The 24180-nt window shown below is 70.7% G+C and carries 15 protein-coding genes and 1 pseudogene; 9 read left to right on the top strand and 7 right to left on the bottom strand.

All coding sequences use genetic code 11. The features are described from left to right. Window positions 1-59 precede the first annotated feature (59 nt). From OHT76_RS03440 to OHT76_RS03425, 4 genes and pseudogenes are all read left to right on the top strand, one after another. Window positions 60-434, top strand: coding sequence for a ferredoxin (locus OHT76_RS03440; RefSeq protein WP_328869220.1), 375 nt, complete (start codon window positions 60-62; stop codon window positions 432-434). A gap of 83 nt (window positions 435-517) precedes the next feature. Next, entirely contained in the window at window positions 518-1696 is a 1179-nt protein-coding gene (locus OHT76_RS03435; RefSeq protein WP_328869219.1) for an acyl-CoA dehydrogenase family protein, read from the top strand. A gap of 24 nt (window positions 1697-1720) precedes the next feature. Further along, window positions 1721-1996 (top strand): annotated as a pseudogene (locus tag OHT76_RS03430) (oxygenase MpaB family protein); the annotation flags it as partial. 18 nt (window positions 1997-2014) lie between these two features. Next, window positions 2015-4252, top strand: a complete 2238-nt coding sequence (locus OHT76_RS03425; RefSeq protein ID WP_328869218.1) for a serine/threonine-protein kinase — start codon at window positions 2015-2017, stop codon at window positions 4250-4252. A 272-nt stretch (window positions 4253-4524) separates the two neighbouring features. Here the strand turns inward: OHT76_RS03425 and OHT76_RS03420 are convergent, their stop codons facing one another. Genes OHT76_RS03420 through OHT76_RS03410 form a run of 3 tightly spaced genes read right to left on the bottom strand, consistent with a single transcriptional unit; the run spans window position 4525 to window position 9546 of the window. Continuing rightward, a complete protein-coding gene (locus tag OHT76_RS03420; RefSeq protein WP_328869217.1) occupies window positions 4525-5082 on the bottom strand; it encodes a hypothetical protein in 558 nt (185 codons plus the stop codon). A 43-nt stretch (window positions 5083-5125) separates the two neighbouring features. Continuing rightward, window positions 5126-8431, bottom strand: a complete 3306-nt coding sequence (locus tag OHT76_RS03415; protein WP_328869216.1) for a CHAT domain-containing protein — start codon at window positions 8429-8431, stop codon at window positions 5126-5128. Then, entirely contained in the window at window positions 8428-9546 is a 1119-nt protein-coding gene (locus tag OHT76_RS03410) for a hypothetical protein (protein ID WP_328869215.1), read from the bottom strand. The genes OHT76_RS03415 and OHT76_RS03410 overlap by 4 nt, the downstream gene beginning before the upstream one ends. A gap of 157 nt (window positions 9547-9703) precedes the next feature. On the opposite strand from OHT76_RS03410, the gene OHT76_RS03405 reads away from it, so the two are divergent. Then, a complete protein-coding gene (locus tag OHT76_RS03405) occupies window positions 9704-11281 on the top strand; it encodes a phytoene desaturase family protein (protein ID WP_328869214.1) in 1578 nt (525 codons plus the stop codon). 47 nt (window positions 11282-11328) lie between these two features. On the opposite strand, the gene OHT76_RS03400 is transcribed toward OHT76_RS03405, so the two are convergent. Then, entirely contained in the window at window positions 11329-12105 is a 777-nt protein-coding gene (locus OHT76_RS03400; RefSeq protein WP_328869213.1) for an SDR family NAD(P)-dependent oxidoreductase, read from the bottom strand. Between the two features lie 87 nt (window positions 12106-12192). Between OHT76_RS03400 and OHT76_RS03395 the strand changes: the two genes are divergently transcribed. Beyond that, window positions 12193-13044: a helix-turn-helix transcriptional regulator gene (locus OHT76_RS03395; RefSeq protein ID WP_328869212.1), complete on the top strand. Its 852-nt coding sequence runs from the start codon at window positions 12193-12195 to the stop codon at window positions 13042-13044. 3 nt (window positions 13045-13047) lie between these two features. Here OHT76_RS03395 and OHT76_RS03390 read toward each other — a convergent pair whose 3' ends face one another. After that, the gene (locus OHT76_RS03390; protein ID WP_328869211.1) at window positions 13048-14808 is read right to left on the bottom strand and encodes a serine hydrolase; all 1761 of its coding nucleotides are present in this window, start codon (window positions 14806-14808) and stop codon (window positions 13048-13050) included. Between the two features lie 192 nt (window positions 14809-15000). On the opposite strand from OHT76_RS03390, the gene OHT76_RS03385 reads away from it, so the two are divergent. The 3 genes from OHT76_RS03385 (at window position 15001) to OHT76_RS03375 (ending at window position 18416) form a co-directional block, all read left to right on the top strand. Further along, window positions 15001-16110 (top strand): NAD(P)H-dependent flavin oxidoreductase, encoded by a 1110-nt coding sequence (locus tag OHT76_RS03385; protein WP_328869210.1) that lies wholly within the window; start codon window positions 15001-15003, stop codon window positions 16108-16110. Beyond that, window positions 16107-17660 (top strand): acyl-CoA synthetase, encoded by a 1554-nt coding sequence (locus tag OHT76_RS03380; protein WP_328869209.1) that lies wholly within the window; start codon window positions 16107-16109, stop codon window positions 17658-17660. Before OHT76_RS03385 ends, OHT76_RS03380 begins: the two co-directional genes overlap by 4 nt. A 153-nt stretch (window positions 17661-17813) precedes the next feature. Then, window positions 17814-18416 carry a hypothetical protein gene (locus tag OHT76_RS03375; protein ID WP_328869208.1) on the top strand — a complete coding sequence of 201 codons (603 nt, stop codon included), beginning with the start codon at window positions 17814-17816 and terminating at the stop codon, window positions 18414-18416. 310 nt (window positions 18417-18726) lie between these two features. Here OHT76_RS03375 and OHT76_RS03370 read toward each other — a convergent pair whose 3' ends face one another. Next, window positions 18727-19101: a hypothetical protein gene (locus OHT76_RS03370; protein WP_328869207.1), complete on the bottom strand. Its 375-nt coding sequence runs from the start codon at window positions 19099-19101 to the stop codon at window positions 18727-18729. Next, window positions 19101-23579, bottom strand: a complete 4479-nt coding sequence (locus OHT76_RS03365; RefSeq protein WP_328869206.1) for a CHAT domain-containing protein — start codon at window positions 23577-23579, stop codon at window positions 19101-19103. Before OHT76_RS03365 ends, OHT76_RS03370 begins: the two co-directional genes overlap by 1 nt. Window positions 23580-24180 lie beyond the last annotated feature (601 nt).

Here is a 24180-nt window from a genome sequence, read left to right as displayed (position 1 = left end):
ACCCCTCGCGCCTGCGGCGAACCTGGTTTGACGCCCCTCGCGACGGCTACCCGCACCCTGTGACCTCGACAACTTCGCAGCAGCAGCTCTTCCAGTACCTGGAGGACCGCTTCGCGTGCGCGCAGGCGTGCACCGAGTGTGCGCGCGCCTGCGCGCTGCGCGCGAGCCTGGCGGAACCGGACGGGACGGCGGAAGAGGAACTCGTACGGCGTAAGGGCATCATGTGCGCCGAGGTGTGCGACGCGACCTGCCGTGTGCTGTCCGAGCAGGGCCTCACGGACGAGGGCGGCGTCCGTGTCCAACTGGAGTGGTGCCGCACGGTGTGCCTGGAGTGCGCGCATGTCTTCGACGGATGGCCCGGCGCGGAGGACGGCGCGAAGGCGTGCCGTGAGTGCGCCCAGGCGTGCACGGACTTTCTGGCCTTGCTGATGTGAGGCGTCCCCGGCATTCCCTATTTCTGGAACACGTTCTACGGTGTGCGCCGTCAGGACCGGCCGAGGGGAACCCTGGAGGCGCCGTGCATCTCGACCACACGCCCGAGCAGCAGCGGCTGCGCACCGAACTGCGCGCCTACTTCGCCGAGCTGGTGCCGGACACAGCGCTCACCCGGCACACCGACCCCGCCGCCCAGAAGCGCTTCTACCGCGAGACGATCCGGCGCCTCGGCGGCGACGGCTGGCTCGGCGTGGGCTGGCCCAAGGAGTACGGCGGACGCGGCCTGAGCGCGATGGAACAGTTCATCTTCTTCGACGAGGCTGCCCAGGCGGGCGTACCGCTGCCGCTGATGGCGCTGAACACCGTCGGACCGACGATCATGCAGTTCGGCACCGACGAGCAGAAGGCGTACTTCCTGCCGCGCATCCTCTCCGGCGAACTCGACTTCGCGATCGGCTACAGCGAGCCCGACGCCGGTACCGACCTTGCATCCCTGCGTACGCGCGCGGTCCGCGACGGCGACGAGTACGTCGTCAACGGGCAGAAGATCTGGACGACCAACGGCGACACCGCGGACTGGGTCTGGCTGGCGGTGCGCACCGACCCGGGCGCCCCGCCGCACAAGGGCATCACCATGCTGCTCGTCCCCACCAGCGACCCCGGCTACTCCTGCACCCTGATCAACACCCTCGCCGGCCACGACACCACCGCCAGCTACTACGAGAACGTCCGCGTCCACGTCTCCCGTCGCGTCGGCGCCGAGAACCAGGGCTGGCGGCTGATCACCAACCAGCTCAACCACGAGCGCGTCACCCTCGCCGCCCACGGCACCATGGCGATCCGCGCCTTTCACGACGTCCAGCGCTGGGCGACCGAGACCAAACTCGCCGACGGCCGTCGCGTCGTCGACCTGCCCTGGGTGCGCCGCCGCCTCGCCCAGACCCACGTCCGCCTCGACGCCCTGAAACTCCTCAACTGGCAGATGGTCCAAGCCGTCCAGGACGGCACCCTCACCCCCCAGGACGCCTCGGCCGTCAAGGTCTACGGCTCCGAGGCCCGCCGCGACGCCTACGCCTGGCTCATGGAGATCGTCGCCGCACCCGGCGCCCTCAAGGAGGGCTCCGCGGGCGCGATCCTCCACGGCGAACTGGAGCGCGGCTACCGCTCCGCGGTCATCTTCACCTTCGGCGGCGGCAACAACGAGATCCAGCGGGAGATCATCTCGTGGATCGGTCTGGGGATGCCGCGCGTTCGGCGTTAGCGGGCGGGCAGGGCAAGTTGACGGCGGCGCGTGGCGCAGCCGGCGTACGCCTGCTCTGCCGCCGTACGCCCACGAGCTGCACGGCAGATCCGCCCCCGAACCCACCACCGTCACCCGTCAGTTGCGTGCCACCGGCATCCTGCCGCGCGCCATTCCCGCACATCTGCGCCGGCAACTCCCGCCCAAACACATCCTGCGTGCCATGTCGAGGCTCGGCCCGGCGCGCGCCCGGCACCGTACAAACTCGGACGACAGCTCGCCATACTGGACGAGCCAGGGGCGGGCGGGGGACCACAGTGACGGGGGCGAGCGCGGGAGATGGGGGACAGCAGGCTGATCCAGGGCCGGTACCGGCTGCTGGATCTGATCGGGCGCGGCGGCATGGGCGAGGTGTGGCGGGCGCGTGACGAATCGCTCGGCCGTCATGTCGCCGTGAAGTGCCTCAAACCGCTGGGCCCGCATCATGACCAGTCGTTCACGCGGGTGCTGCGGGAGCGGTTCCGCCGCGAGGCCCGGGTGGCCGCGGCGCTTCAACACCGCGGGGTCACCGTCGTCCATGACTTCGGGGAGTCCGACGGCATTCTGTACCTCGTGATGGAACTGCTGGAGGGGCGTAACCTCAGCCAGCTGCTGGAGGACAACAAACACCATCCGCTGCCCGTGCCCGCCGTCGTCGACATCGCCGACCAGGTCACCGCAGCCCTCGCCTACACCCACCAACAGGGCATCGTGCACCGCGACCTGAAGCCCGCGAACATCGTGCGCCTCACCGACGGCGCCGTGAAGATCTGCGACTTCGGCATCGCCCGCCTCGGCGCCGACATCGGCTTCACCTCCCGGCTGACCGGCACCGGCATCGCCATGGGCACCCCGCACTACATGTCCCCGGAGCAGATCGGCGGTGCGGAGGTCGACCAGCGCAGCGACCTGTACTCGCTGGGCTGTGTGCTCTACGAGATCGCCACCGGCGTACCGCCCTTCGACCTCGACGACGCCTGGGCCGTCCTCGTCGGCCACCGCGACACCCCGCCCCGGCCGCCCCGTGAACACCGGTCCGAACTCCCCGAGTTCCTGCAAGAGATCATCCTGGCCCTGCTGGCCAAGAGCCCCGAGGACCGGCCGCACGACGCGCGCGAGGTGGGCCGCCGGATCGGCGTCGGCCGCGGCACACCGACGTACGTGCCGACCGTCCTCACCCCGCGTCCGGCGCTGCGGCCGCCCGAGCCCCTCGGCCGCGAGGGACGGCTGCCGTCCTGGACGCAGGGCATGACCACCGGCCACAAGGCCACCGGCGCCGGACTGAGCGCCGCACCCCCGGACGCCGGAGCCGGCCTCACCGGCGAGTGGATCCCGCGCCCCGCCGCCGGCCGGCCCGAGGAACCCGCGGCCCAGAACCCGCCCGCCCCCGACCCGGAGGCGCTCACCGCGCTGGCCGGCCGGCACAACGCCGGGCTCAGCCTCGGCCGGCTCGGCCGCTGGGCGGAGGCCGGAGAAGTCCACCGTGCGGTCGCCGCCGAGCGCGAGCACCTGCTCGGCCCCGACCACCCCGACACCCTCGCCAGCCGCTACGAGGTCGCCTTCACCCTCAGCCGCACCGGCCGCGCCGCCGACGCCCTGCGCGAGTACAAACACGTCGCCCGGGCCAGGAGCCTCGCACTCGGCCCGGACCATCCCGAAACGCTCGCCGCACGCCAGGAAATGGCATACGTACTGGGCCAGTTGGGCCGCCATTTCGACGCCCACCAGGTGTACACCTCGGTGCTCGCCGCGCGGGAACGGGCCATGGGCGCCGACCACCCCGACACCCTGCGCTGCCGCCACAACCTGGCCTTCAACCTCAGCCGCCTCGGACGCCTGGAGGACTCGTACCGCATGGCCTGCGAGGTCGTCGCCGCGCGCGCCCGGGTGCTCGGCCCCGACCACCCGGAAACGCTGGTCACCCGTTACGAAGTCGCCTACGCGCTGGGACAGTTGGGCCGCTGGGCGGAGGCACTGCACACCTACCACGAGGTCGCCGAGGCCCGTGCCCAGGCGCTCGGCCCCGACCACGCCGACACCCTCGCCGCCCGCTACGAGGTCGGGATCAGCCTTGGCCGCCTCGGCCGCAGCGCGGAGGCCCTCCAGCTCTACCGCGAGCTGATCGACGACCGCACCCGGGTGCACGGCCCCACCCACCCCGAGACCCTGCGCGCCCGCCACGGCCTCGGCGTCAACCTCGGCCGGCTCGGCCGCTGGGAGGAGGCCCTGGCCGAGTCCCGTGACGTGTGCGCGATCCGCGAGCGCGTCCTCGGCCCCGACCATCCGGACACCCTTGTCAGCCGCCGCGAGGTCGCTGTCGGCCTCGGCTGGCTGGGCCGCTGGCCCGACGCCCTCACCGAGTACCGCAGGGTGGCCACGGCCCGCGAACGCGTCTTGGGCCCGGCCCACCCCGACACCCTCGCCAGCCGCAACGACGAGGCCCACTGCCTGGAACAACTCGGCCGCGCCGCCGAGGCGGTGGAGCTGTACCGGAGGGTCGCGGCGCTGCGGCAGCAGGGGGCGTCGGGCGGGCACTGAGCAGGTGGCGCGGGGCGGGTTGGGGACGTCTGGCTTGCGCTGACTCGGCGGGTTGGGACGTCACGCGAGCTCTGACGGGGTGGCACCCGACGGGGTGGGCCGTCGGGCAGTACTGGTGGGCGGCGTCGGGTGGTTGAGACGCCGGGCGGACTCGGCGGCCCGGCGGCACCGGGCGTGGTGGGCCGTCGGGTGGGCACTGACCAGATGGGTGGGCCGGTCGGGCGGTACCGGCCGGGCCGGACTGGGCGGCGTGGTCCGTCGCGCCGCACTGACTACGCGGCGCCCGGCGGGTTCGTCGGCCCCTGGCCCGGGTCGAGCGCGCCCGGGTCTGCGGGCGGTGTCGCGCCCTGCCCGAGGATCCGCTGGTACAGATCCGCGAGCTGCATCAGCGTCGACCCCTTCGTGGCCTCCTTCGTCAGCTCGAAGCTGACCTTGCCCTTGGAGGTCTTGCGCTCCATCTTCACGCTGACCTTCGTCTGCAGGAAGGCGACCAGGGCGACGAGGACCACCACTCCGGCCGACACCTCGACGACGGCCAGTTGCTCGTCGACGGGCGGCTCGGCGAGCAGCGGCTCGGCCAGCGGACGGGTCCCCGGGTCGTCGGCCAGCGCCTCCAGGAGCCGCCGTCCGGTGTCGAGTGCCTGGTCCTCGTCGTCCAGCAACACCGCCGCCGACACCGGGCTTTCGGCATGCGCGAGCAGCGCCTCGACGATCTGCAGTGCCTCCTCGTCGTTCTCCGCCTCCAGACCGTGCTGCGCGGCCAGATCCTCGGTGATCTCCTGTAGCGCCAGGACGACGGAACGGCGGGCCATCGGCGGGGACGTGGTCATACGGACTCCTTGTGACGTCGTACGGGACAGTGGACGGCCGGGATCATCGCCAGTCCCCGGTGAGGGTGAACGCGCCCCAGTGGAAGACATGACCCAGCCACGGTCGGGACGGGTCGCCGGCGAGTTCGCGCTGCGCCTCCCACAAGGCCCGCCAGGCGGGTTCGCCCCGGCCGAGGCGCCGGTAGTAGGCGGCCAGCAGCTCGCGTGAACTCTGCTGGTTCACATCCCAGCGCGGCGCGATGACGCTACGGCTGCCTGAGCGCAGGAACGCCCAGGTCAGCCCGGTGAGATCGGCGCCGGGATGGTCGGCCTCGCCCCAGCCGGCCGAGCAGGCGCGCAGCACCAGGCGCTGCGGCGCGGCGTCCGCCACGGTGACGTCCCGCACCCGCAGCAGATAGCGGGCGTGGGCGGGCACATTGTGCGGTTCCCAGTTCCTGCTGGGGCGCTCGCGGCCGTCGGAGAACAGCAGCGCCGCCTCCAACGGGTCATCGGTGTCGGTGAAGCCGTGACAGGTGACATGGGCGAGATCGGCCTGGCCGAGGGCGGTGCGCACGGCGGCCGGGGTCGCGGCGAGGCCGGCCACCCGGGACACGGACCGCCAGGGGCCCTCGCCCAGCAACGCGTCGTCCTCCTCGAACAGCCCCGTGTCGTCCTCCCGCCCCGCACAGCCCACCGCGACCGCGGCGCGGGGCGGGGTGACGGGGTGCGCCAGCAGATAGCGCAGACTGCTGACGCCGGGGACGCTGACCACGGCGTTCGACTCCCCGAGGAGCGTCCCCGAGGGGAGGGGGAGCGCGCCGAACGGTACGCCGGACAACGGGCCGTGGGCCGAAACGGCCACCAGTTGCCGCTCGGCGAGGAGATCGGCGAAGGGCTCCAGGAGGGGTGTGAGCTCCGTGAGGAAGGACGTGTCCCGCTTGTCGGGGCGGCGTGCGGGCAGCGGGCGGAGCAGGACGCCCGAGTCGGGGTCCCGGCCGCCGTTGAAGACGGTGCGCAAGCGGCGGGAGAGGGCCTCGATCCGGTCCCGGCCGAGCGGGATGCGGCGCATCCGCAGCGGCTCGCCGTCGGAGGTCAGCACGAAGCAGTACGTGGCGCCGTTGCCGCAGAAGTAGGAGGCGAGCAGCATCCCTTCGGGCGGGGCGTGTCGGGTGAGCAGTGTGCGGACTTCGTTCAGCCGCGCGGGGGCGCCCTGGCGCAGGCGCGTGTACTCCGGGGCGTGCTCGCCGATCGCCGTGTGCACCGCGGACAGTTGGGACGTGAGCTGCTCGGCGGCCTCCTCGGACGCGGGGCCCAGGGCGCCCAGGGCCGACCTGGTCAGATCGCGCCGCAGGGCTGCCAAGTGCCGCCGTTCGTCCGCGATCAATCGCTGGGGCACCGACGGAGGTTCCGGCAGCGGTCCGAGGGCCAGGTCGGCCAGCAGGTCCCGGGCCTTGACCTCCTCATGGAGGTCGAAGCACCACTCGGGCACGGATCGGTCGTCGGGCGGCGGCAGTTGGTCGCCGTGGCCGTGGAGCAGGTCCAGCAGACCCTCGTACTCGGTCAGCGCCCGCCCGCCGGACTCGGCGCGCAGAACCGGCCACGGGGTGCGCACGATCCGGCGCAGCGCCACGTCCCGGCACCACTGCAGGAGGGCGAACCGCTCCCCGAGCAGCTCGGGCCGGTCAGCGAAGATCTTGACGAACGCCATGCGCTCCTTGACGCTGTCGTCGTCAGTGGCCTCGCCGACGCCGTGGCCGATGTCGGCTGTGCGCTCGTCGGCCTCGGCGATGAGCCGCCGGGACAACTCGGCGGCCTCCGCCCACCGGTCCAGCCGGGTGAGGCATACGATCAGTGCCCGTCCGGTCACGAACTCGCCCACGGAACTGCCCCGTTCGCGGGCCTCGCGATGGAGCTCGGTGACCCGGGGGAGCAGTTCCTGTGCCGTCGCCCGGCTGCTGTCCCGCGCGAACCGGCGCTCGAGCGCGTTGGCCAGGAGCACGGTGCCGTCGATCGTGCGGCGGTAGGCGAGGGACGTGCGGTTGCTCTCCTCGTACCAGGCCATGGCCTGGTCGTGGTCCCCGCGGTCCTCGGCGACCCGGCCGAGTCCGGCCAGACAACCGACCTCGTTCACACTCCGGGTGCTCGAGTCCTGGCGCAGCTCCGCCAGCGCTTCGAGGTACTGCTCCTCGGCCTCGTCGAGGTACCCCATGAAGCACAGCTGCTGAGCCAGGGCACAGCGGAAGGTGTGGGACATGAGGATGCCGCCGCGCAGCGCCGTCGCGAGGTTCTCCTGGAAGACGCGCAGCGCCTCCCTGTTGCGTCCCCTGGTCTGCAGCGCACTGGCCCGCAGCGCCCGGGCCCTGAGCACGGTCGGGATCTGCCCCAGGGCCTCGGCGGTCTCGGCGGCCTGCTGGAAGTCCGCCGACGCGGCGTTCAACGTGCCGTGGTGCAGATGGGTCTTCCCGCGTTCGATCAGCAGATCGAGTTGCAACGGGTGCGGACGGTCGCCGCTGAGGTCGCGCAGGCCGTCCAGCGCCCGGTCGAAGTAGTGCAGCGCGCCGCGATGGTGACCCTGCGCCGACATCTCGATCGCCACGATCCGGTCGAACTCCAGCCACCGTTGCCCGTCGTCGTCCAGATGGCGCAGCTCCCGCTGGCAGTCCAGCAGGACCTTCAGCCCCTGGCGGAGATCGCCCAGACTGCGATGGGCCTGCGCCAGCATCGAGTACGCCCAGTAGGCGGCCTCCGGATGCTCGCCGACCCGACCGCTGCCGTGCAGTGCGACGACGGCCCGTCCGGCGTGGAACAGTGCGTGCCGCCGGTCGCGCATCCGGTCGACGTCGGCCCGCCCCATCCTCTCCTCGCCGCGGGCACGCTCCATGAGACTGAACGCCCACCAGGTCCGTGCCCGTACGGCGGACATCGGCGAGTCCGGGGCGGCCATGGCGAGCGCGGCCAGTACGGCCGAGCGTTGGTGCATGGTGAGGCCTTTGTAGTGGCCGAGCAGCTTCTGGGCGACCGGCACCGGATCGTCGGGCAGCACATCGGGCTGGGCGCGGAAGACGAGGAAGGCGTCCAGCAGGTCAAGCCGGACGGCCCGGTCCACCAGCGCCGCGAAGTCGGGACGGCCCTGGTCGTTCACCTTGATCTGCCACCGCTTGCTCGCCTGTCGGGCCAGGAACTCCAGCAGTTCGGCCTCGGCCGGGCGGCCCGCGCCGGCCGCCGCGCCGGCCTGCTCCCGAAGGGTGGCCAGGAGGTAGGGCCGTACGGTCTCGCCCAGCCGGTCCAGATTGCTCAGCAGCGTCTCGTAGTCCGTCGAGCGCGTCACCAGGAATTCGATGAGCGTCTCTCCGACGCCGGGCCCGGTCATCCCGCCGCCCTTCGCGCGCGTGCGGAGGGCGGCACCGTGAGGCCGAGTGCGGCGAGACCGGCGATGTCGGCGTCGCCCAGCGGGCCGTCCAGGAAGTCCAGTGCCATCTGGGCCTTCGCGTGCTCGCCCTTGGCGTGGTGGACCAAGGCGGCGCCCACGGCACAGTGCGGCTGATCAGGATGGGCGCGGGCCAGGAGGAACAGCCGGTCGAGGTATCCCCGGGCATGCTCCGTCTCATCGAACACCTGGGCCAGGAAGCCCAGGATGCCCGCGGTGTGCTGCACCTCCAGATCGCGCAGCATACGGCTGCCGTCGTCGGCGTCCGCGCCCTCCCGCAGCACCGCCGAGTGCGGTCGCACGCGGTGGAGTTTCCTGCGGGCCCGCTCCCGTAGCTCCCGGTCGCGGGCGCCCGCCCGCAGATGCATGCCGACCAGGAGCTCCAGGGCGACGTCGCCGTACTCCTCGTCCTCTCCCAGGGGGACCAGCACATCCTCCGCCGCGTCGAAGCCGGCCATCGAATGATCGAGGTCGCCGAGCGCCAGTAAGGACTTGGCCTGCTCCAGCCGGTGCAGGGAACCGGCCTCACCGCGCTCGGACAGCTCCGCGAAATACGCGGCCCGTAACCGGTGCAGAGAGCGCTCCGGCTCGCGCTTGTTCAGCGCGGCGGTCAATTCCTCGCCGCGCTGGCACAGCTCCACCCACTCCTCGTCCGGGCCCTGGAGGCACTTGGTCGCCTCCAGTAACTGGTTCATGGCCATCTGGCCCAGACCGCAGCGCGCCGAGGCGGTGGCGAAGTCGGCCCGCAGCGCGCGCACCTTCGGGTCGTCGTCGGCCCCTTCCGGCAACAGGCCCTCGCTCTTGCCGCCCGCAGCCTCGGACGCTTCGTGCTCGGCTTCTCTGAGCACCTTCCACGCGGTGAACGGCAGGCCCGCCGCGAGCAGCGCCACCCCGTACACATGCCGGTGTTCCGGCCCTCGCTCGGCCTGCTTCTCGGCCGCCATCACCGCGCGCCACGCCTCGTGCCGGTTCCGGATGACCCATTGCGCCACGGCCGCGCTCTCGGGAAATGCCCGCGCGGAGAACGGCACGCGCCAAGCCGCCGACGGATCCTGCATGCGCGCCCCCTAGCGCCGAGTGAACCGAGTGAACTCAGCTACTAGAACGGCGCCGCGGGTCCGGCCGGTTCCCCGTACCGCCAACTGATCGGACTTGACCGGACCTGATCGCTCCGCAGCCCTGGCCGACCTAGATCACCTCGTGTTACGAAGAACCATGCCTGCACATGAGGGACACCCGGGACATCGCGCATACGACGCAGTCATCGTCGGCGGAGGCCACAACGGCCTGGTCGCCGCCGCCTATCTGGCCCGGGCCGGCCGGTCCGTGCTGGTGCTGGAGCGCCTGGACCACACCGGCGGCGCCGCCATCTCCACGCGTCCCTTCGCGGGCGTCGACGCACGGCTGTCCCGCTACTCCTACCTGGTCAGCCTGCTGCCCAAGAAGATCGTGCGGGACCTGGGCCTGAACTTCCGGATCCGCGCCCGCACCATCTCCTCGTACACCCCCGTCGAACGCGCCGGACTGGCCACCGGACTGCTGGTCGGAGGCGGCGAGCGGCGGACCCGGGAGGCGTTCGCGCAACTCACCGGCGGCGAGCGGGAGTACGCGGCCTGGCAGCGTTTCTACGGCCTGACCGGCGAGGTCGCCGAGCGGGTCTTCCCCACGCTCACCGAACCGCTGCCCACGCGTGAGGAGCTGCGCCGCCGCGTCGACGACGAGGAGGCCTGGCGGATCCTGTTCGAGGAGCCGATCGGCGCCGCGATCGAGGATCGCTTCGCGGACGATCTGGTGCGGGGCGTCGTCCTCACCGACGCCCTGATCGGCACCTTCGCCGACGCCCACGACGCGTCCCTGAAGCAGAACCGCTGCTTCCTCTACCACGTCATCGGCGGCGGTACCGGCGCCTGGGACGTGCCCGTCGGCGGCATGGGCGCCCTCACCGACGCCCTCGCGACAGCCGCCCGAGCGGCCGGGGCCGTCGTCGCCACGGGCCACGAAGCCGTACGTATCGACACGGACGGCGCAACCGCCGAGGTCACGTATCGCACCGCCGACGGAGAGGGCGTCGCCGCCGCCCGGCACGTCCTGGTCAACGCCTCCCCGCAGGAACTGGCGGCGCTGACCGGCGGCACCTCGCCGGAGCCCGCCGAAGGGGCCCAGCTCAAGGTGAACATGCTGCTCAAGCGGCTGCCCAGGCTCCGGGACAGCGCCGTCGACCCGCGTGAGGCGTTCTCCGGGACCTTCCACATCGCCGAGGGCTACGAGCAGTTGGCCACCGCCCATGCCCAGGCCGCCGCCGGGGAACTGCCCGCCGCCCCGCCCTCGGAGATCTACTGCCACTCGCTCACCGACCCGACGATCCTCGGCCCTGACCTCGTCGAGCGCGGCTACCAGACGCTCACCCTCTTCGGCCTGCACACGCCCGCACGGCTCTTCGCGCGGGACAACGACGCCGTACGCGAGGAACTCCTCAAATCGACGCTGGCGCAGCTCGACGCCCATCTGGCCGAACCACTCGCCGACCTGCTGGCGACGGACGCCGAGGGACGGCCCTGCATCGAGGCGAAGACCCCGCTCGACCTGGAGCGCGACCTGCGCCTGCCGGGCGGCAACATTTTCCACCGCGACCTGTCCTGGCCCCACACCCAGGACGGCACCGGCCGCTGGGGCGTGGAGACGGAGCACCAGAACGTCCTGCTGTGCGGGGCGGGCGCGGTGCGTGGCGGGGGAGTGAGCGGGGTGCCGGGACACAACGCGGCGATGGCGGTGCTGGAGGAGGGCGAGGCCTGAGGGTCAGGGACTGAGAGGTCAGGGACGAGGGGTCAGGGACCGAGAGGTCAGGCCGCCATGCCGCCGTCGACCCGCAGAACCGTGCCCGTGACGTAGGAGGCGCGGTCGCTCAGCAGCCAGGCCGCCGCCTCGGCGACCTCCTCCGGGGCGGCCGCGCGGCCCAGGGGCGTCTGGGCGTTGAGCTGGTCGATGATGCCGGGCGTCCGCGCGTCCCACTCGTGCAGCATCTCGGTGAGCGTGGTCCCCGGCGAGACGGCGTTGACCCGGATGCCCTCGGGGCCGTACGTGGCGGCTGCGGATGCGGTGAGGCTGTTCACCGCGCGCTTCAAGGCGCCGTACGCGGGCAGCCAGGGGTTGGCCATCAGACTGCCGACGCTGGAGGTGTTGACGATCGCCCCGCGTCCGGAGGTGGCCCGGATGGCGGCGATCTCGGCGTTCATGGCGAGCCAGACGCCCTTGAAGTTGACGGTGTAGACGTGATCGAAGTCGGCCTCCTGGAGCTGGTCCATCGGGCCGGGTTCCTGTGCGGTCGCGGCGTTGTTGAAGGCGATGTCGAGCCTGCCGTACAGCTCGACGGCGCGGTCCACGGCGGCGCGAAGGCTGTTCGGGTCCGCCAGGTCGCAGACGATATGGTCGGCGGTGCCTCCGGCGGCCCGGATCTCCTCGGTGACCGCCTTGAGCTGGGACTCGGTGCGGGCCGCGAGCAGCACTCGGGCACCCTCGCGGGCGAAGAGCCGGGCGGCCGCCGCGCCGATGCCCCGTCCGGCACCGGTGACGAAAGCGACCTTGTCGGCGAGCAGGGGAGTGATGGTGGTTTCTGTCATGCCGATGAGCCTGCGGCCGTACCGGACACCCATCCAGGCACCGCCAGTACCTGGCTACGGTCACCGGCGCCCCCGCACACTGGGACCGTGGACCGACGAGAACTGGCCGACTTCCTGCGCAGCCGACGCGAGCGCATCACCCCCGCCGACGTGGGCCTGCCCGCAGGGCCGCGCCGCCGCACCCCGGGGCTGCGCCGCGAGGAGGTGGCGCAGCTGGCGTACATCTCCACCGAGTACTACACCCGGCTGGAACAGGCCCGTGGACCACACCCCTCGCGCGAGGTGCTGGCCCAGCTCGCCCGCGCCCTGCGCCTGTCGGACCCCGAGCGCGATCACCTCCACCACCTCGCCGGCACCCCGCCGGGCCCGCCGCCAGGACCCTCCCGCGAGGTCCGGCAGAGCATCGTCGACCTACTGGCCCGGCTGCCGCAGGCCGCGGCGATCGTGATCTCGGCGACGTACGAGGTCATCGCGTGGAACGACCTGGCCGCCGCCCTGATGGAGGACTTCTCGGCGCTCTCCCGCCGCGACCGCAATCTGATCCGGCGCTGCTTCCTCGGCCCGTATCGCGAAGGACGGCCGCTGTACGGCATCTCGGACGGGGGCGAGTTCGCCAGTGCCTCGACCAACGACCTGCGCGCCGCCGCGGCCCGCTACCCCGGCGACCCCGAAGTGACCGGCCTGGTCGACGAACTCCTCGCGGGCAGCGAGAAGTTCGCCCAGCTCTGGGCACAGCACTGTGTGATCGCCCCACCCACCCTGCGCAAGACGTTCGACCACCCGCTCGTCGGGCCGGTCGCGGTCAACTGCGATGTCCTGGACATCACCGACCGCGACCAGCGGGTCATCATCTACACCGCCGAACCGGGCTCACGGTCCGAGGAGGCGCTGCGGCTGCTGTCGGTGGTCGGCACGCAGCGCATGGACGTGCCCGGCTGACGGTCAATCCCGCGAGGCGGTCCAGCCCGCCGCGGTGATCCGTGCCGCGTCGGCAGGTCGCGCCTCGTCGAACAGGACCCGGTCAGGGTCCTCGACGCGCAGCCCGTCCACATAGGCGCCCCGGCCCACATAGAGCCGGTCCGTGGCGTACCGCCAGCGCAGCGCGAGCTGCCCAGCGGCCGGGAGGTCCGCCGTCAGCCGGTGCCAGACGCGGCCGGACCAGCCGGTGACCGTGCCCGACGGATGGTCCTGCTCGCTGTGGCGCGTCGTGGTGAACGGCACCGGCTCCCAGGTCGCCCCGCCGTCCGCGCTGGCCTCCAGGGCGAGGACGTCCGCCTGCGGCTCGGTGTCCCACCACAGCGAACAGCGCAGCCGCGCCCCGCCCGCCGAGGTGTCCAGCGCGGGCAGCGCGAGAGTTGCGGTGGTGGAGCCGGCCATGCCGGAGAACCAGGCGGTACGGCCATGGCGTGGGCGGACCGGGACAGCGCGCGCCAGATTGTTCGCGGCGGCCACCCGGGGTGCCGAGCCGGACCGCCAACTGCGCACCGGATGCACCGAGTTGCCCAGCACCACCAGGAACGAGTCGGTCGTCGGGTCGAGGACCAGCGAGGTGCCGGTGAACCCGGTATGGCCCGCGGTGCGCGGAGTGGCCATGGCGCCCATGTACCAGTGCTGGTAGAGCTCGAAGCCGAGACCGTGCTCGTCGCCGGGGAAAGCGGTGTTGAAGTCGGTGAACATCAGCTCCACCGACTCCGGTTCGAGGATGCGCGTCCTGCCGTACGCGCCGCCGTTGAGCAGCGTCCGGCCGAGCACCGCCAGGTCCCAGGCGCAGGAGAAGACGCCCGCGTGTCCGGCGACGCCGCCGAGGCTGAAGGCGTTCTCGTCGTGCACCTCGCCCCACACCAGCCCCCGCTCAAGACCCGACCAGGGCTTGCGGGCGTCCTCCGTGGCGGCGATCCGGGGCTTCCAGGAGGCGGGCGGGTTGTAGCGGGTGCGGTCCATGCCGAGCGGGCCGGTGATGTCCTCGTGGAGCAGCGCGTCCAGCGGGCGGCCGCTGATCTTCTCCAGCACGAGCTGGAGGGAGATCAGGTTCAGGTCGGAGTAGAGGTAGCGGGTGCCCGGCGGGTTGAGCGGGGCCTCGTTCCAGATGAGCTTGAGCTTCTCCTCGTAGGTGGGCGCGCTGTACAGCGGGATCCAGGCGCGGAACCCCGAGGTATGGGTGAGAAGTTGACGGACAGTCATGTCCTGCTTGCCCGCCGCCCCGAACTCCGCCAGATAGGAGGCGACCTTCGCCTCCAGCTCCAGCGCGCCCCGCTCGATCTGCTGCACGGCGAGCATCGAGGTGAACAGCTTGGACACCGAGGCGAGGTCGAGGACGGTGTCCTCTGTCATGGGGATCTGCTGGTCGGCCGGGAACTCGACGCCGGTGTCGGTCTTTTCGTCGTACGCCGAGTAGCGCACCGCCATGCCGATCGGCTCGTGCAGCGCCACGGTGCCGCCCCGGCCGGCGAGCAGCACGGCGCCCGCGTACCAGGGGTGCTTGGGGGAGGGACCGAGGAACGCCCCGGCATCGGTGACGAGTTGACGGAGATGGGCGGAGAGGAGACCGGCCCGCTCCGGCGAGCCGTACTGCAAGGTGCTGCGGCCGGAGGACGCGGCGGCCGCCGGTCCCGCGGGGAAGGGGGCGATGGCCAGGGCGCCGCCCAGAGCCAGGGCTCTTCGGGCCAGTTGACGCCGGGTCAGGCCGTGTCTGTCGTCGGTCATCGAGGATCCTCCCGCGAGTCCGCCTGAAAGTATCTTTCCGGGATCACCTTGCGCGCTGAAACTTTCGTGTCAGACGGGGGTCGTGTCAACCGGGCGTTCGCCGCAACAAATCTGAAGGGCTGTCAGGAATAAATCTGACGGGTCATCAGGAAAACCCTTCCGTCCTCCGGAGGACTCCGGCATCCTGCGCCCATGCAGACGGAGCTGAGCAAGCAACTGGGAGTCGAGCACGCCGTCTTCGGCTTCACGCCGTTCCCCGCCGTCGCCGCGGCCATCAGCCGGGCCGGCGGCTTCGGGGTGCTCGGCGCGGTCCGCTACACCGCCCCCGACGACCTCAAACGCGACCTCGACTGGGTCGAAGCGCACGTCGACGGCAGGCCATACGGGCTGGACGTCGTCATGCCGGCCAAGAAGGTGGAGGGCGTGACGGAGGCGGACGTAGAGGCGATGATCCCTGAAGCGCACCGGCAGTTCGTGCAGGACACCCTCGCCAAGTACGGGGTGCCCGAGCTCGCCGAGGGCGAGGCGTCCGGCTGGCGGATCACCGGCTGGATGGAGCAGGTCGCCCGCAACCAGCTCGACGTCGCCTTCGACTACCCGATCAGACTGCTCGCCAACGCCCTCGGCTCACCGCCGGCGGACGTCGTGGACCGCGCCCACGATCAGGACATCCTCGTCGCCGCTCTCGCGGGCAGCGCCCGCCACGCCCGTAAGCACCAGGAGGCGGGCATCGACATCGTCGTCGCCCAGGGCTACGAGGCCGGAGGCCACACCGGCGACATCGCTTCCATGGTGCTCACCCCCGAGGTCGTCGACGCCGTCGCCCCGCTGCCCGTCCTGGCCGCCGGCGGCATCGGCAGCGGGCAACAGGTGGCCGCGGCACTCACCCTCGGCGCCCAGGGTGTGTGGCTGGGGTCCATATGGCTGACCACCACAGAGGCCGACCTCCACTCCCCGGCGCTGACCCGCAAGCTCCTCGCCGCGGGCTCCGGAGACACCGTCCGCTCCCGCGCCCTGACAGGAAAGCCCGCCCGCCAGCTGCGCACCGAATGGACCGACGCCTGGGACGACCCCTCCGGACCCGGCACCCTCCCCATGCCCCTGCAGGGGCTCCTCGTCGCCGAGGCCGTCTCCCGCATCCAGCGGCACGAGGTCGAGCCGCTCCTCGGCACGCCTGTCGGCCAGATCGTCGGCCGGATGAACAGCGAACGCAGTGTCCAGGCCGTCTTCGACGACCTCACCCGGGGTTTCGAGCAGGCGGTGGACCGCATCAACCGCATCGCCGGAAGGAGCGGCCAGTGACCAGCGCATCTCCCGTGGGCTTCTGGGCCCAGGCAATCCAGGACCCCGACCGCACGGTCCTCATCGCCCCGGACGGCGAGCAGTGGACCGCCGGACGTCTCCACTCCGCCGCCAACCGCCTCGTCCACGGCCTGCGCGCCGCGGGCCTCGAACGCGGGGACGCGTTCGCGGTCGTACTCCCCAATGGCATCGAGTTCCTCACGGCATATCTCGCCGCCAGCCAGGCCGGGTTCTACCTCGTGCCGGTCAACCATCATTTCGTTGGCCCGGAGATCGCGTGGATAGCCGCGGACTCCGGTGCCAAGGTGCTCATCGCGCACGAGCGGTTCGCCGACCCCGCCCGCCAGGCGGCCGACGAGGCAGGCCTCCCGGCCACCCACCGTTACGCCGTCGGCGCGGTCGAGGGCTTCCGGCCGTACCCCGAACTCCTCGACGGACAACCGGAGTCGCCGCCCACCGACCGCACCCTCGGCTGGGTCATGAACTACACCTCGGGCACCACGGGCCGCCCGCGCGGCATCCGCCGTCCGCTGCCAGGAAAGGCCCCCGAGGAGGCCTATCTGGGCGGCTTCCTCGGCATCTTCGGCATCAAGCCGTACGACGGCAATGTGCACCTGGTCTGCTCGCCGCTGTACCACACGGCCGTACTCCAATTCGCGGGCGCGTCCCTGCACATCGGCCACCGCCTGGTGCTGATGGACAAGTGGACCCCGGAAGAAATGCTCCGCCTGATGGACACCCACCGGTGCACGCACACCCACATGGTCCCGACCCAGTTCCACCGCCTGCTGGCCCTGCCCGACTCGGTGAAGGCGCGCTACGACGTCTCCGCGATGCGGCACGCCATCCACGGCGCCGCACCCTGCCCGGACCATGTGAAGCGGGCGATGATCGACTGGTGGGGCCACTGTGTGGAGGAGTACTACGCGGCCAGCGAGGGCGGCGGCGCGTTCGCCACGGCGGAGGACTGGCTGAAGAAGCCAGGGACGGTCGGCAAGGCGTGGCCCATCAGTGAGTTGGCGGTCTTCGACGACGAAGGCAACCGTCTGCCGCCCGGTGAACTCGGCACCGTCTACCTGAAGATGAACACCGGCGGCTTCGCCTACCACAAGGACGAACAGAAGACGAAGAAGAACCGCATCGGCGACTTCTTCACCGTCGGCGACCTCGGCTATCTCGACGAGGACGGCTATCTCTTTCTCCGTGACCGCAAGATCGACATGATCATCTCGGGCGGGGTCAACATCTACCCGGCCGAGATCGAGTCGGCCCTGCTGGCCCACCCAGCTGTCGCCGACGCCGCGGTCTTCGGCGTACCGCACGAGGACTGGGGCGAGGAGGTGAAGGCGGTGGTCGAGCTGGCCCCGGGACACGAGCCGGGCCCGGCCCTCGCCGCCACCCTCCTCGACCACTGCGCCGACCGCCTGGCCGGCTATAAGCGGCCCAAGTCGGTCGACTTCATCACCGAGATGCCCCGCGACCCCAACGGCAAGCTGTACAAGCGACGGCTGCGGGATCCGTATTGGGAGGGGCGGACTCGGGCGGTGTGACCAGATGCCGCGCGGGTGGCGAATGACCGGCAGGTGTCGACGAAACGGTGCTGGGTCGCTCTTACTCACAGAAAGGCATGCGCTGAAGTGCGGTGCCGGTTGTCCACAACAACTCGGGTGACTCCGGGCTGCGATTGGCGCTAGCGTGCGGCGGTGATCAGCATTGAGGGACAACGCCTGGGTGGGGACGCCGCACGCCGTCTGGCAGAAACGGGCCTGTATGCGTTTGAGCCGGGCCTGACGGACGCCGAATTTACGCGCATCGAGCGCGACTACGGCTTCGAGTTCGCCGACGACCACCGAGCATTCCTTGCGGCCGGCCTCCCGGTCAATGTCCCTCCTGAGGACGGACAGACCTGGGCCAGGCCCTGGCCGGAGTGGCGCGGAGGCGACATGGACAGCTTGCATCGACAGCTCGACTGGCCCGTCGAGGGTGTTCTGCTCGACGTGGAGCACAACGGGTTCTGGTACGAAGGCTGGGGTCAGCGTCCCACTGAGCGGACGGCGGCGCTGGACGTCGCGCGGCGTCAGCTGGCGGAGGCGCCGGTTCTGGTGCCCTTCTATGCCCATCGGTACCTGCCCGCAGGCCGCGGAAGCTTCGGTCACCCAGTGCTCTCGATGTGGCAGACCGACATCATCTATTACGGTCTGGACCTGCTCGACTACATGCACCAGGAGTTCGACGAAGCGCGGGGCGAAGTCGACAGCAACTGGAACCCGCGAGCAACAGTCCCGTTCTGGCGGGACCTTCTCTGACTCCTCGGGGGCGCGCGGACAAGCGCCGGACTCTCAGCTTGGGAAGCTGCGGACATCGACGGCCTGCTGTAGGTGCTGACCTGCTCAAACGACTGGCTCGAGGCCTTTGCGGGCTCGGCCGCTTTGCACCGTGATTCCCCGCTGTTCCCCGCTCGATCGGGTGCGCTTGTGGTGCGGCCAACGCAGGGGCACATGTGTCAAGGAATGACGTGCGAGATTCCTTGACACACGTCCCTCTCTCACGGACAGCTACGGTTCCGGGTTCGTCGGGTCGGAATCGGGTCCGGGCCGTCCGGCCGTGTTCCTGGCGTCAAGTTGCTGTTGGTTCGTCGGCGATGAGGTCCAGAAGCTGGTCGGGGGTGAGAGTGGCAAGGTCGACGGAGCGGTCTTCGCACACGAGTCGTGCCGCCCCCTGCTGCGTCCTGAGCTGTCGGGCGCGTTCGATGAGCTCGGCCGCACGGCGTCGTTTGTGGATACGGTCGGCGATGTCCGCGACCGCGAGCATGGCCGATGGAATGGACACGATCAGGGATGCCACCGCGACGGGATCGACTCCCTTGGATTCCGGACCGGTTGCGGGTTCCGGCGTCGGAGCTGGTTCGGGTGGGTAGCCCCAGCTCGCGGTCAACGCGGCGACGCTCTTCATGGCGGCTTCGACGTCCACTCCAGCAAACTCGATGATCATCATTCCTCGTTTTCGTCGCCGGTGGCGTTCAGTAATTCATCAAGTAGGTCAACAGTGTCCGCAAAACCGATCTTGGCGGCAGCTGCTCGGCTCGCCTGCAACACCTGTCGGGCTTGCTCGCGTTCACCCGCGGCCAGCAGAAATTGGCCCAGGGTAGTCCCGACGACCACGATGCCATCCGGCCGTTGAAGCTTCAGAAGGAGCTGAAACGAGGAGATCAGCCTCGGCATCGCTGCGTCGAAATCTTGGCGACTCAGATCGATTTGCGCCAGATCCCAGGTGGCGGCCGCGATGCCCGCCATGTCGCCTAGCTGCTTATTGACTTCCAAGCGCTTGAGCTGCAGTTCGAGGGCTTCGTCGACTTCGCCGCGCTGCTGGAGGATGTTGGCGATCTTCCCCCAGGTGACCGCGGTGGAGCGGGAGTCACCGATCCGCTCGTACACGGGCAGGGTGACCTCGCGGCGGATCCGCAGCGCCTCGTCGACTTCGCCCCGCTGCTGGAGGATGTCGGCGATCTGGCCCCAGGTGACCGCGGTGGAGCGGACGTCACCGATCCGCTCGTACACGGGCAGGGTGACCTCGCGGTGGATCCGCAGTGCCTCGTCGACTTCGCCGCGCCGCTGGAGGGTGTCGGCGATCTTCCCCCAGGTGATCGCGGTGGAGCGGGTGTCACCGATCCGCTCGTACACGGCCAGTTCGACCTCGCGGCGGATCCGCAGCGCCTCGTCGACTTCGCCCCGCTGCTGGAGGATGTCGGCGATCTTCCCCCAGGTGACCGAGGCCTCGCGGGTGTCACCGATCCGCTCGTACACGGGCAGGGTGACCTCGCGGTGGATCCGCAGTGCTTCGTCGGCTTCGCCGCGCTGCTGGAGGGTGTCGGCGATCTGGCCCCAGGTGATCGCGGTGGAGCGGGTGTCACCGATCCGCTCGTACACGGGCAGTTCGACCTCGCGGCGGATCCGCAGTGCTTCGTCGGCTTCGCCGCGCTGCTCGTGGATGTCGGCGATCTTCCCCCAGGTGATCGCGGTGGAGCGGGTGTCACCGATCCGCTCGTACACGGGCAGTTCGACCTCGCGGCGGATCCGCAGTGCCTCGTCAACTTCGCCCTGCTGCTGGAGGGTGTCGGCGATCTTCCCCCAGGTGATCGCGGTGGAGCGGGTGTCACCGATCCGCTCGTACACGGGCAGGGTGACCTCGCGGCGGATCCGCAGTGCTTCGTCGACTTCGCCGCGCTGCTCGTGGATGTCGGCGATCTTCCCCCAGGTGACCGCGGTGGAGCGGGTGTCACCGATCCGCTCGTACACGGGCAGTTCGACCTCGCGGCGGATCCGCAGTGCTTCGTCGGCTTCGCCGCGCTGCTCGTGGATGTCGGCGATCTTCCCCCAGGTGATCGCGGCCTCGCGGGTGTCACCGATCCGCTCGTACACGGGCAGTTCGACCTCGCGGCGGATCCGCAGTGCTTCGTCGGCTTCGCCGCGCTGCTCGTGGATGTCGGCGATCTGGCCCCAGGTGATCGCGGTGGAGCGGGTGTCACCGATCCGCTCGTACACGGGCAGTTCGACCTCGCGGCGGATCCGCAGTGCTTCGTCGGCTTCGCCGCGCTGCTCGTGGATGTCGGCGATCTGGCCCCAGGTGACCGCGGCCTCGCGGGTGTCACCGATCCGCTCGTACACGGGCAGGGTGACCTCGCGGCGGATCCGCAGCGCCTCGTCGACTTCGCCGCGCTGCTGGAGGATGTCGGCGATCTTCCCCCAGGTGACCGCGGCCGAGCGGGTGTCACCGGCGTCGGTGAACAGTTGGCGGGCCTGGTGGAGCAGGTCCTCGGCCTGGTCGACCTCGCCGCGGGTGATCAGGCGGTTGGCGTGGTCGTAGAGGAGTGCGGCGTGGTCGGCCGGCTCGGTCTGCCGGTCGCTGGTCCGGGTCTGCTGGACGGCACGGTGGAGCAGGGTGTCGGCGTGGTCGCCGTCGCCGCTGGTGACGGCCGCGTCGGCGACGGCCCGTAGCAGGGTGACGGGAACCTCGTGGCTGTGGCGGTCGAGGAGGGTGACCGCTTGGTGGCCGAGCTCGGCGGCGGTGGAGGCCGGGCCCTGCCGCAGGGCGGACACGGCCGCGGCGGCGCAGTCGGCGGTGATGGTCGGGTTGTCGGCGGCCAGGGCGAGTTGGGTCAGCTGCAGGTCAAGGTCGCTGCCGCGGGCAGGGCCGGGTGTGGCACCGCCCCACTGGTCGTACAGCGGTTCGGCGGCCAGGGTGGCGAGGGCGGCCTGTTCGTCGGGGGTGAGGGGCTTCAGGCGTCCGGCCGCGAGGGCGTTGACGGCCAAGGCTGGGATGGCGCTGCGGTACTGGTCGGGAAAGGAGTCCAGGAGCCCGAGGCCGCTCAGGCGGGACGCTGATCCGCCGACCGCGGCGGCGAGGACGTCGATGACGGGTTGCGGGACCGGTAGTGTGAACAGAGTGCAGGCCCGTAACAGGTCGCGGTGGGCGGGGCCGGCCTGGTCGAGGAGCGCGTCGAGAGCCAGGTTCTCCAGGAACTTGCGAATGTCGGCGTTGTCGGCGGGGAGGTCACCTTGGTGAAGGTATTCCTCCATGCTGGCGACGGCGGCTTCGGCGCGGGCATGGTCGACCTGGCTGCTGTAGACCAGGCGCAGCCCGATGAGGTCCTGCAGTCCGGGGTTGCCGCAGCTGACGTCCAGGGCCCGCTGGGCCAGGTCGGCGCGCTGGGTCCGGTATCCGGCCGGGGCGAGGTCCTGCTGACGGCGTTGGAGTTTGCGCTGGGCGGCCGGTGACAGTGGCTGCAACTGGACCGGTTCCAGGCTGGCCTCCAGGCCGTGGAGTGTGAACGTGTAGCGGCTGGTGATCAGCAGTCGGCTGTCTGTGATGGCGGGGTTGAACGCGGAGAGGACGTCGGCGAGGACGGTGGCGTATTCGTGGTCGAGCCGGTGCGGGCCGTCAGGGTTGGCGGTCAGGATCTGTTCGAGATCGTCGATGATCAGCAGGAGGGGTTTGCCCCCGTCGTCGAGTTCCTGGGCGCATGGTCCGGCCAGCAGATCGATCAGGAGTGGCTTGAGGCGTTCTGGCTGGTGGCGGACCTCGTCGCGCCTGGCGTCGATGAGGGTGCGGGCGGCGGGGTTGGCGGCGACGGCGTCAGCGATGGCGTCAAGGATCGCCGTCGGGGTGTAGTCGCCGAACAAGACCGCGACGGCCCGGTTGGGGTGACGGTCGGCGATTCGGGCGGCCAGGCTCGACTTGCCCAGCCGACCCTGCCCGTGGAGCAGGACCCCGGCCTTCTGCCCGCCGCGCAGGGCCCGCAGCGTGTGCTGCATTTCCGGGCGGCGGCCGACGAACATTTCCGCGGCCGCGACCGGCAGCTCGTGCTTGCGGTCCAGGAACGTCTTGGTCACATGGTGCGGTGGCACCATCTGGCGTTTGCGGGTTCCTGCCACTAGCGGGCCGCCACCAGTCGGCCCCAGCCATAGCCGAGCCAGGTGCCAGTCGGCGCGGAGGAGCTCATCCGGACAGGCCAGCAGGTGGCGGCGGGCGCTGGCGACGGCCTCGGCCACGTCGACACGACGGCTGAGCTGCTTGTACAGGTGTTCGGCGAAATGCGTGGCGGCCTGGTCGCTGACCGAGCCGTCCCAGCCGATGACCGCGGGAATCCCGACGGCCACTAGACCGGTGGCCATCGAGTGAGCCACCGGCACGCCCGGCTCGCCTGTCGCACCGCCGCGGTGGCCGGCGCCGGCGGGTACATGCCCGGCCACGTCGGCACCGGTGGCGGTCAGGCAGGCCGACACGAACGCCAGCCGCGGCCGAGGAGTCAACAGGCCCACCACAGTGTCCGCGCTGGTCGGACGCTCGTCTCCTAAATCGTCTTCCATCAGCAGGACAGGGGTGGCGGGCCCGTCTGGACCTGGCCGCCAGTTGTGCAGCCCGTGACACGACAGATGAACCACCGGCATCCCGCCGAGCTCGGACAGACGCAGCCCAAGACGCTCGGGGTTACCGGAGTCCTCAACAACAAGATCAAGGCTCGTCTCCCCAACAGCCGTGAGGATGGCCATCTCCTCGGCCTCAAAGTCCAGCTCATGCTGGCCCCGGGGCGCCGAAGCCATGAACGCCACCCCAAGCCGGTACCCGTCCGGAGCCTGTACCGGGCCCGGCTGACCGAGCCGACGCGCCACAGCGAACAACTCCGGCGCCTCGGCCAGAAACCTGCCCTCGGGGACGGCCAGCAGCTCGAACGGGGCCCGCAGCAGCGCCCACGCAGCCACAGACGGTCTCGCCGACGCCCTAACCTCGAACATCAGCGGCGCCGGAGCCGCATCGAGCAGGCCTGTCAACTGGCCAAGGTCGCCGTCGAGCCACCGGTACAACTCGCGCCCCACCGCGAGCAACGCCTGTTCCCTGGAGCCGGTGCGCACGGCGTCCACATACTGGGCGGCGACGGCATTGAGCAGGTCGACGTCGGAGGTCTGCAGCATCCGACGTGGACCGACACGGTGCCCGGCAACGACCAGCTCAAACCCGTTGGAGTCCACAACCAAACCGGTAACCACGCGTCATCCTAACGTCGCCGACCGCCACCACTGCAGTGGATCGTAAGACAGCTCAACTGCCCGATCGGTCCCGTTCCGCGGTTTGCCTCCCCGCCGCGCGGCAGTAAAGATCGCGAACAGCGTTCCCGCCACGGGACACGCTGAGCCGGCCAAGGCCCGACAGCTACGCCGTTGGCGCCTTGCACTGCCATACGAACACCCAGAAGCCCATTCACGACCCACCAATGGACCTCCCGACAGAGCGATTGCGCATTGTCGTAGGACATCAGTGGGGAGCTCAGCCACTGACGGTGGACGCAGCCTGGACGGCGCCTGTGACTGGCCTGCGGAGGTCGGTGGAACGGTTTTGGGCTGGAGTTGCTTTGGCGCGAGTGATCATGGCCCCGTAAGCCTCCGCGCGTCGGGCAGTCTGTGGACCTGCCCGGTAAAGCACGACGTTGGGGCCATGATCTTCGAGGCTCGCGCCAAAGTGGCTGCGTAAAGCCGTGGAGCCGACCGCCCCAGCCACGACGCACCCCGCCTACGG

It is taken from the genome of Streptomyces sp. NBC_00287 (assembly GCF_036173105.1).
GTDB lineage: Bacteria > Actinomycetota > Actinomycetes > Streptomycetales > Streptomycetaceae > Streptomyces.
This window is presented reverse-complemented; position numbering and strand designations above follow the sequence as displayed.

Bases quoted from the DNA above. Each gene is read 5' to 3' on its own strand.
- OHT76_RS03390 (WP_328869211.1), bottom strand. From the start codon at position 14,808: ATGACCGACGACAGACACGGCCTGACCCGGCGTCAACTGGCCCGAAGA.
- OHT76_RS03420 (WP_328869217.1), bottom strand. From the start codon at position 5,082: ATGACCACGTCCCCGCCGATGGCCCGCCGTTCCGTCGTCCTGGCGCTA.
- OHT76_RS03425 (WP_328869218.1), top strand. From the start codon at position 2,015: ATGGGGGACAGCAGGCTGATCCAGGGCCGGTACCGGCTGCTGGATCTG.
- OHT76_RS03405 (WP_328869214.1), top strand. From the start codon at position 9,704: ATGCCTGCACATGAGGGACACCCGGGACATCGCGCATACGACGCAGTC.
- OHT76_RS03410 (WP_328869215.1), bottom strand. From the start codon at position 9,546: ATGCAGGATCCGTCGGCGGCTTGGCGCGTGCCGTTCTCCGCGCGGGCA.
- OHT76_RS03400 (WP_328869213.1), bottom strand. From the start codon at position 12,105: ATGACAGAAACCACCATCACTCCCCTGCTCGCCGACAAGGTCGCTTTC.
- OHT76_RS03385 (WP_328869210.1), top strand. From the start codon at position 15,001: ATGCAGACGGAGCTGAGCAAGCAACTGGGAGTCGAGCACGCCGTCTTC.
- OHT76_RS03365 (WP_328869206.1), bottom strand. From the start codon at position 23,579: ATGCTGCAGACCTCCGACGTCGACCTGCTCAATGCCGTCGCCGCCCAG.
- OHT76_RS03415 (WP_328869216.1), bottom strand. From the start codon at position 8,431: ATGACCGGGCCCGGCGTCGGAGAGACGCTCATCGAATTCCTGGTGACG.
- OHT76_RS03370 (WP_328869207.1), bottom strand. From the start codon at position 19,101: ATGATCATCGAGTTTGCTGGAGTGGACGTCGAAGCCGCCATGAAGAGC.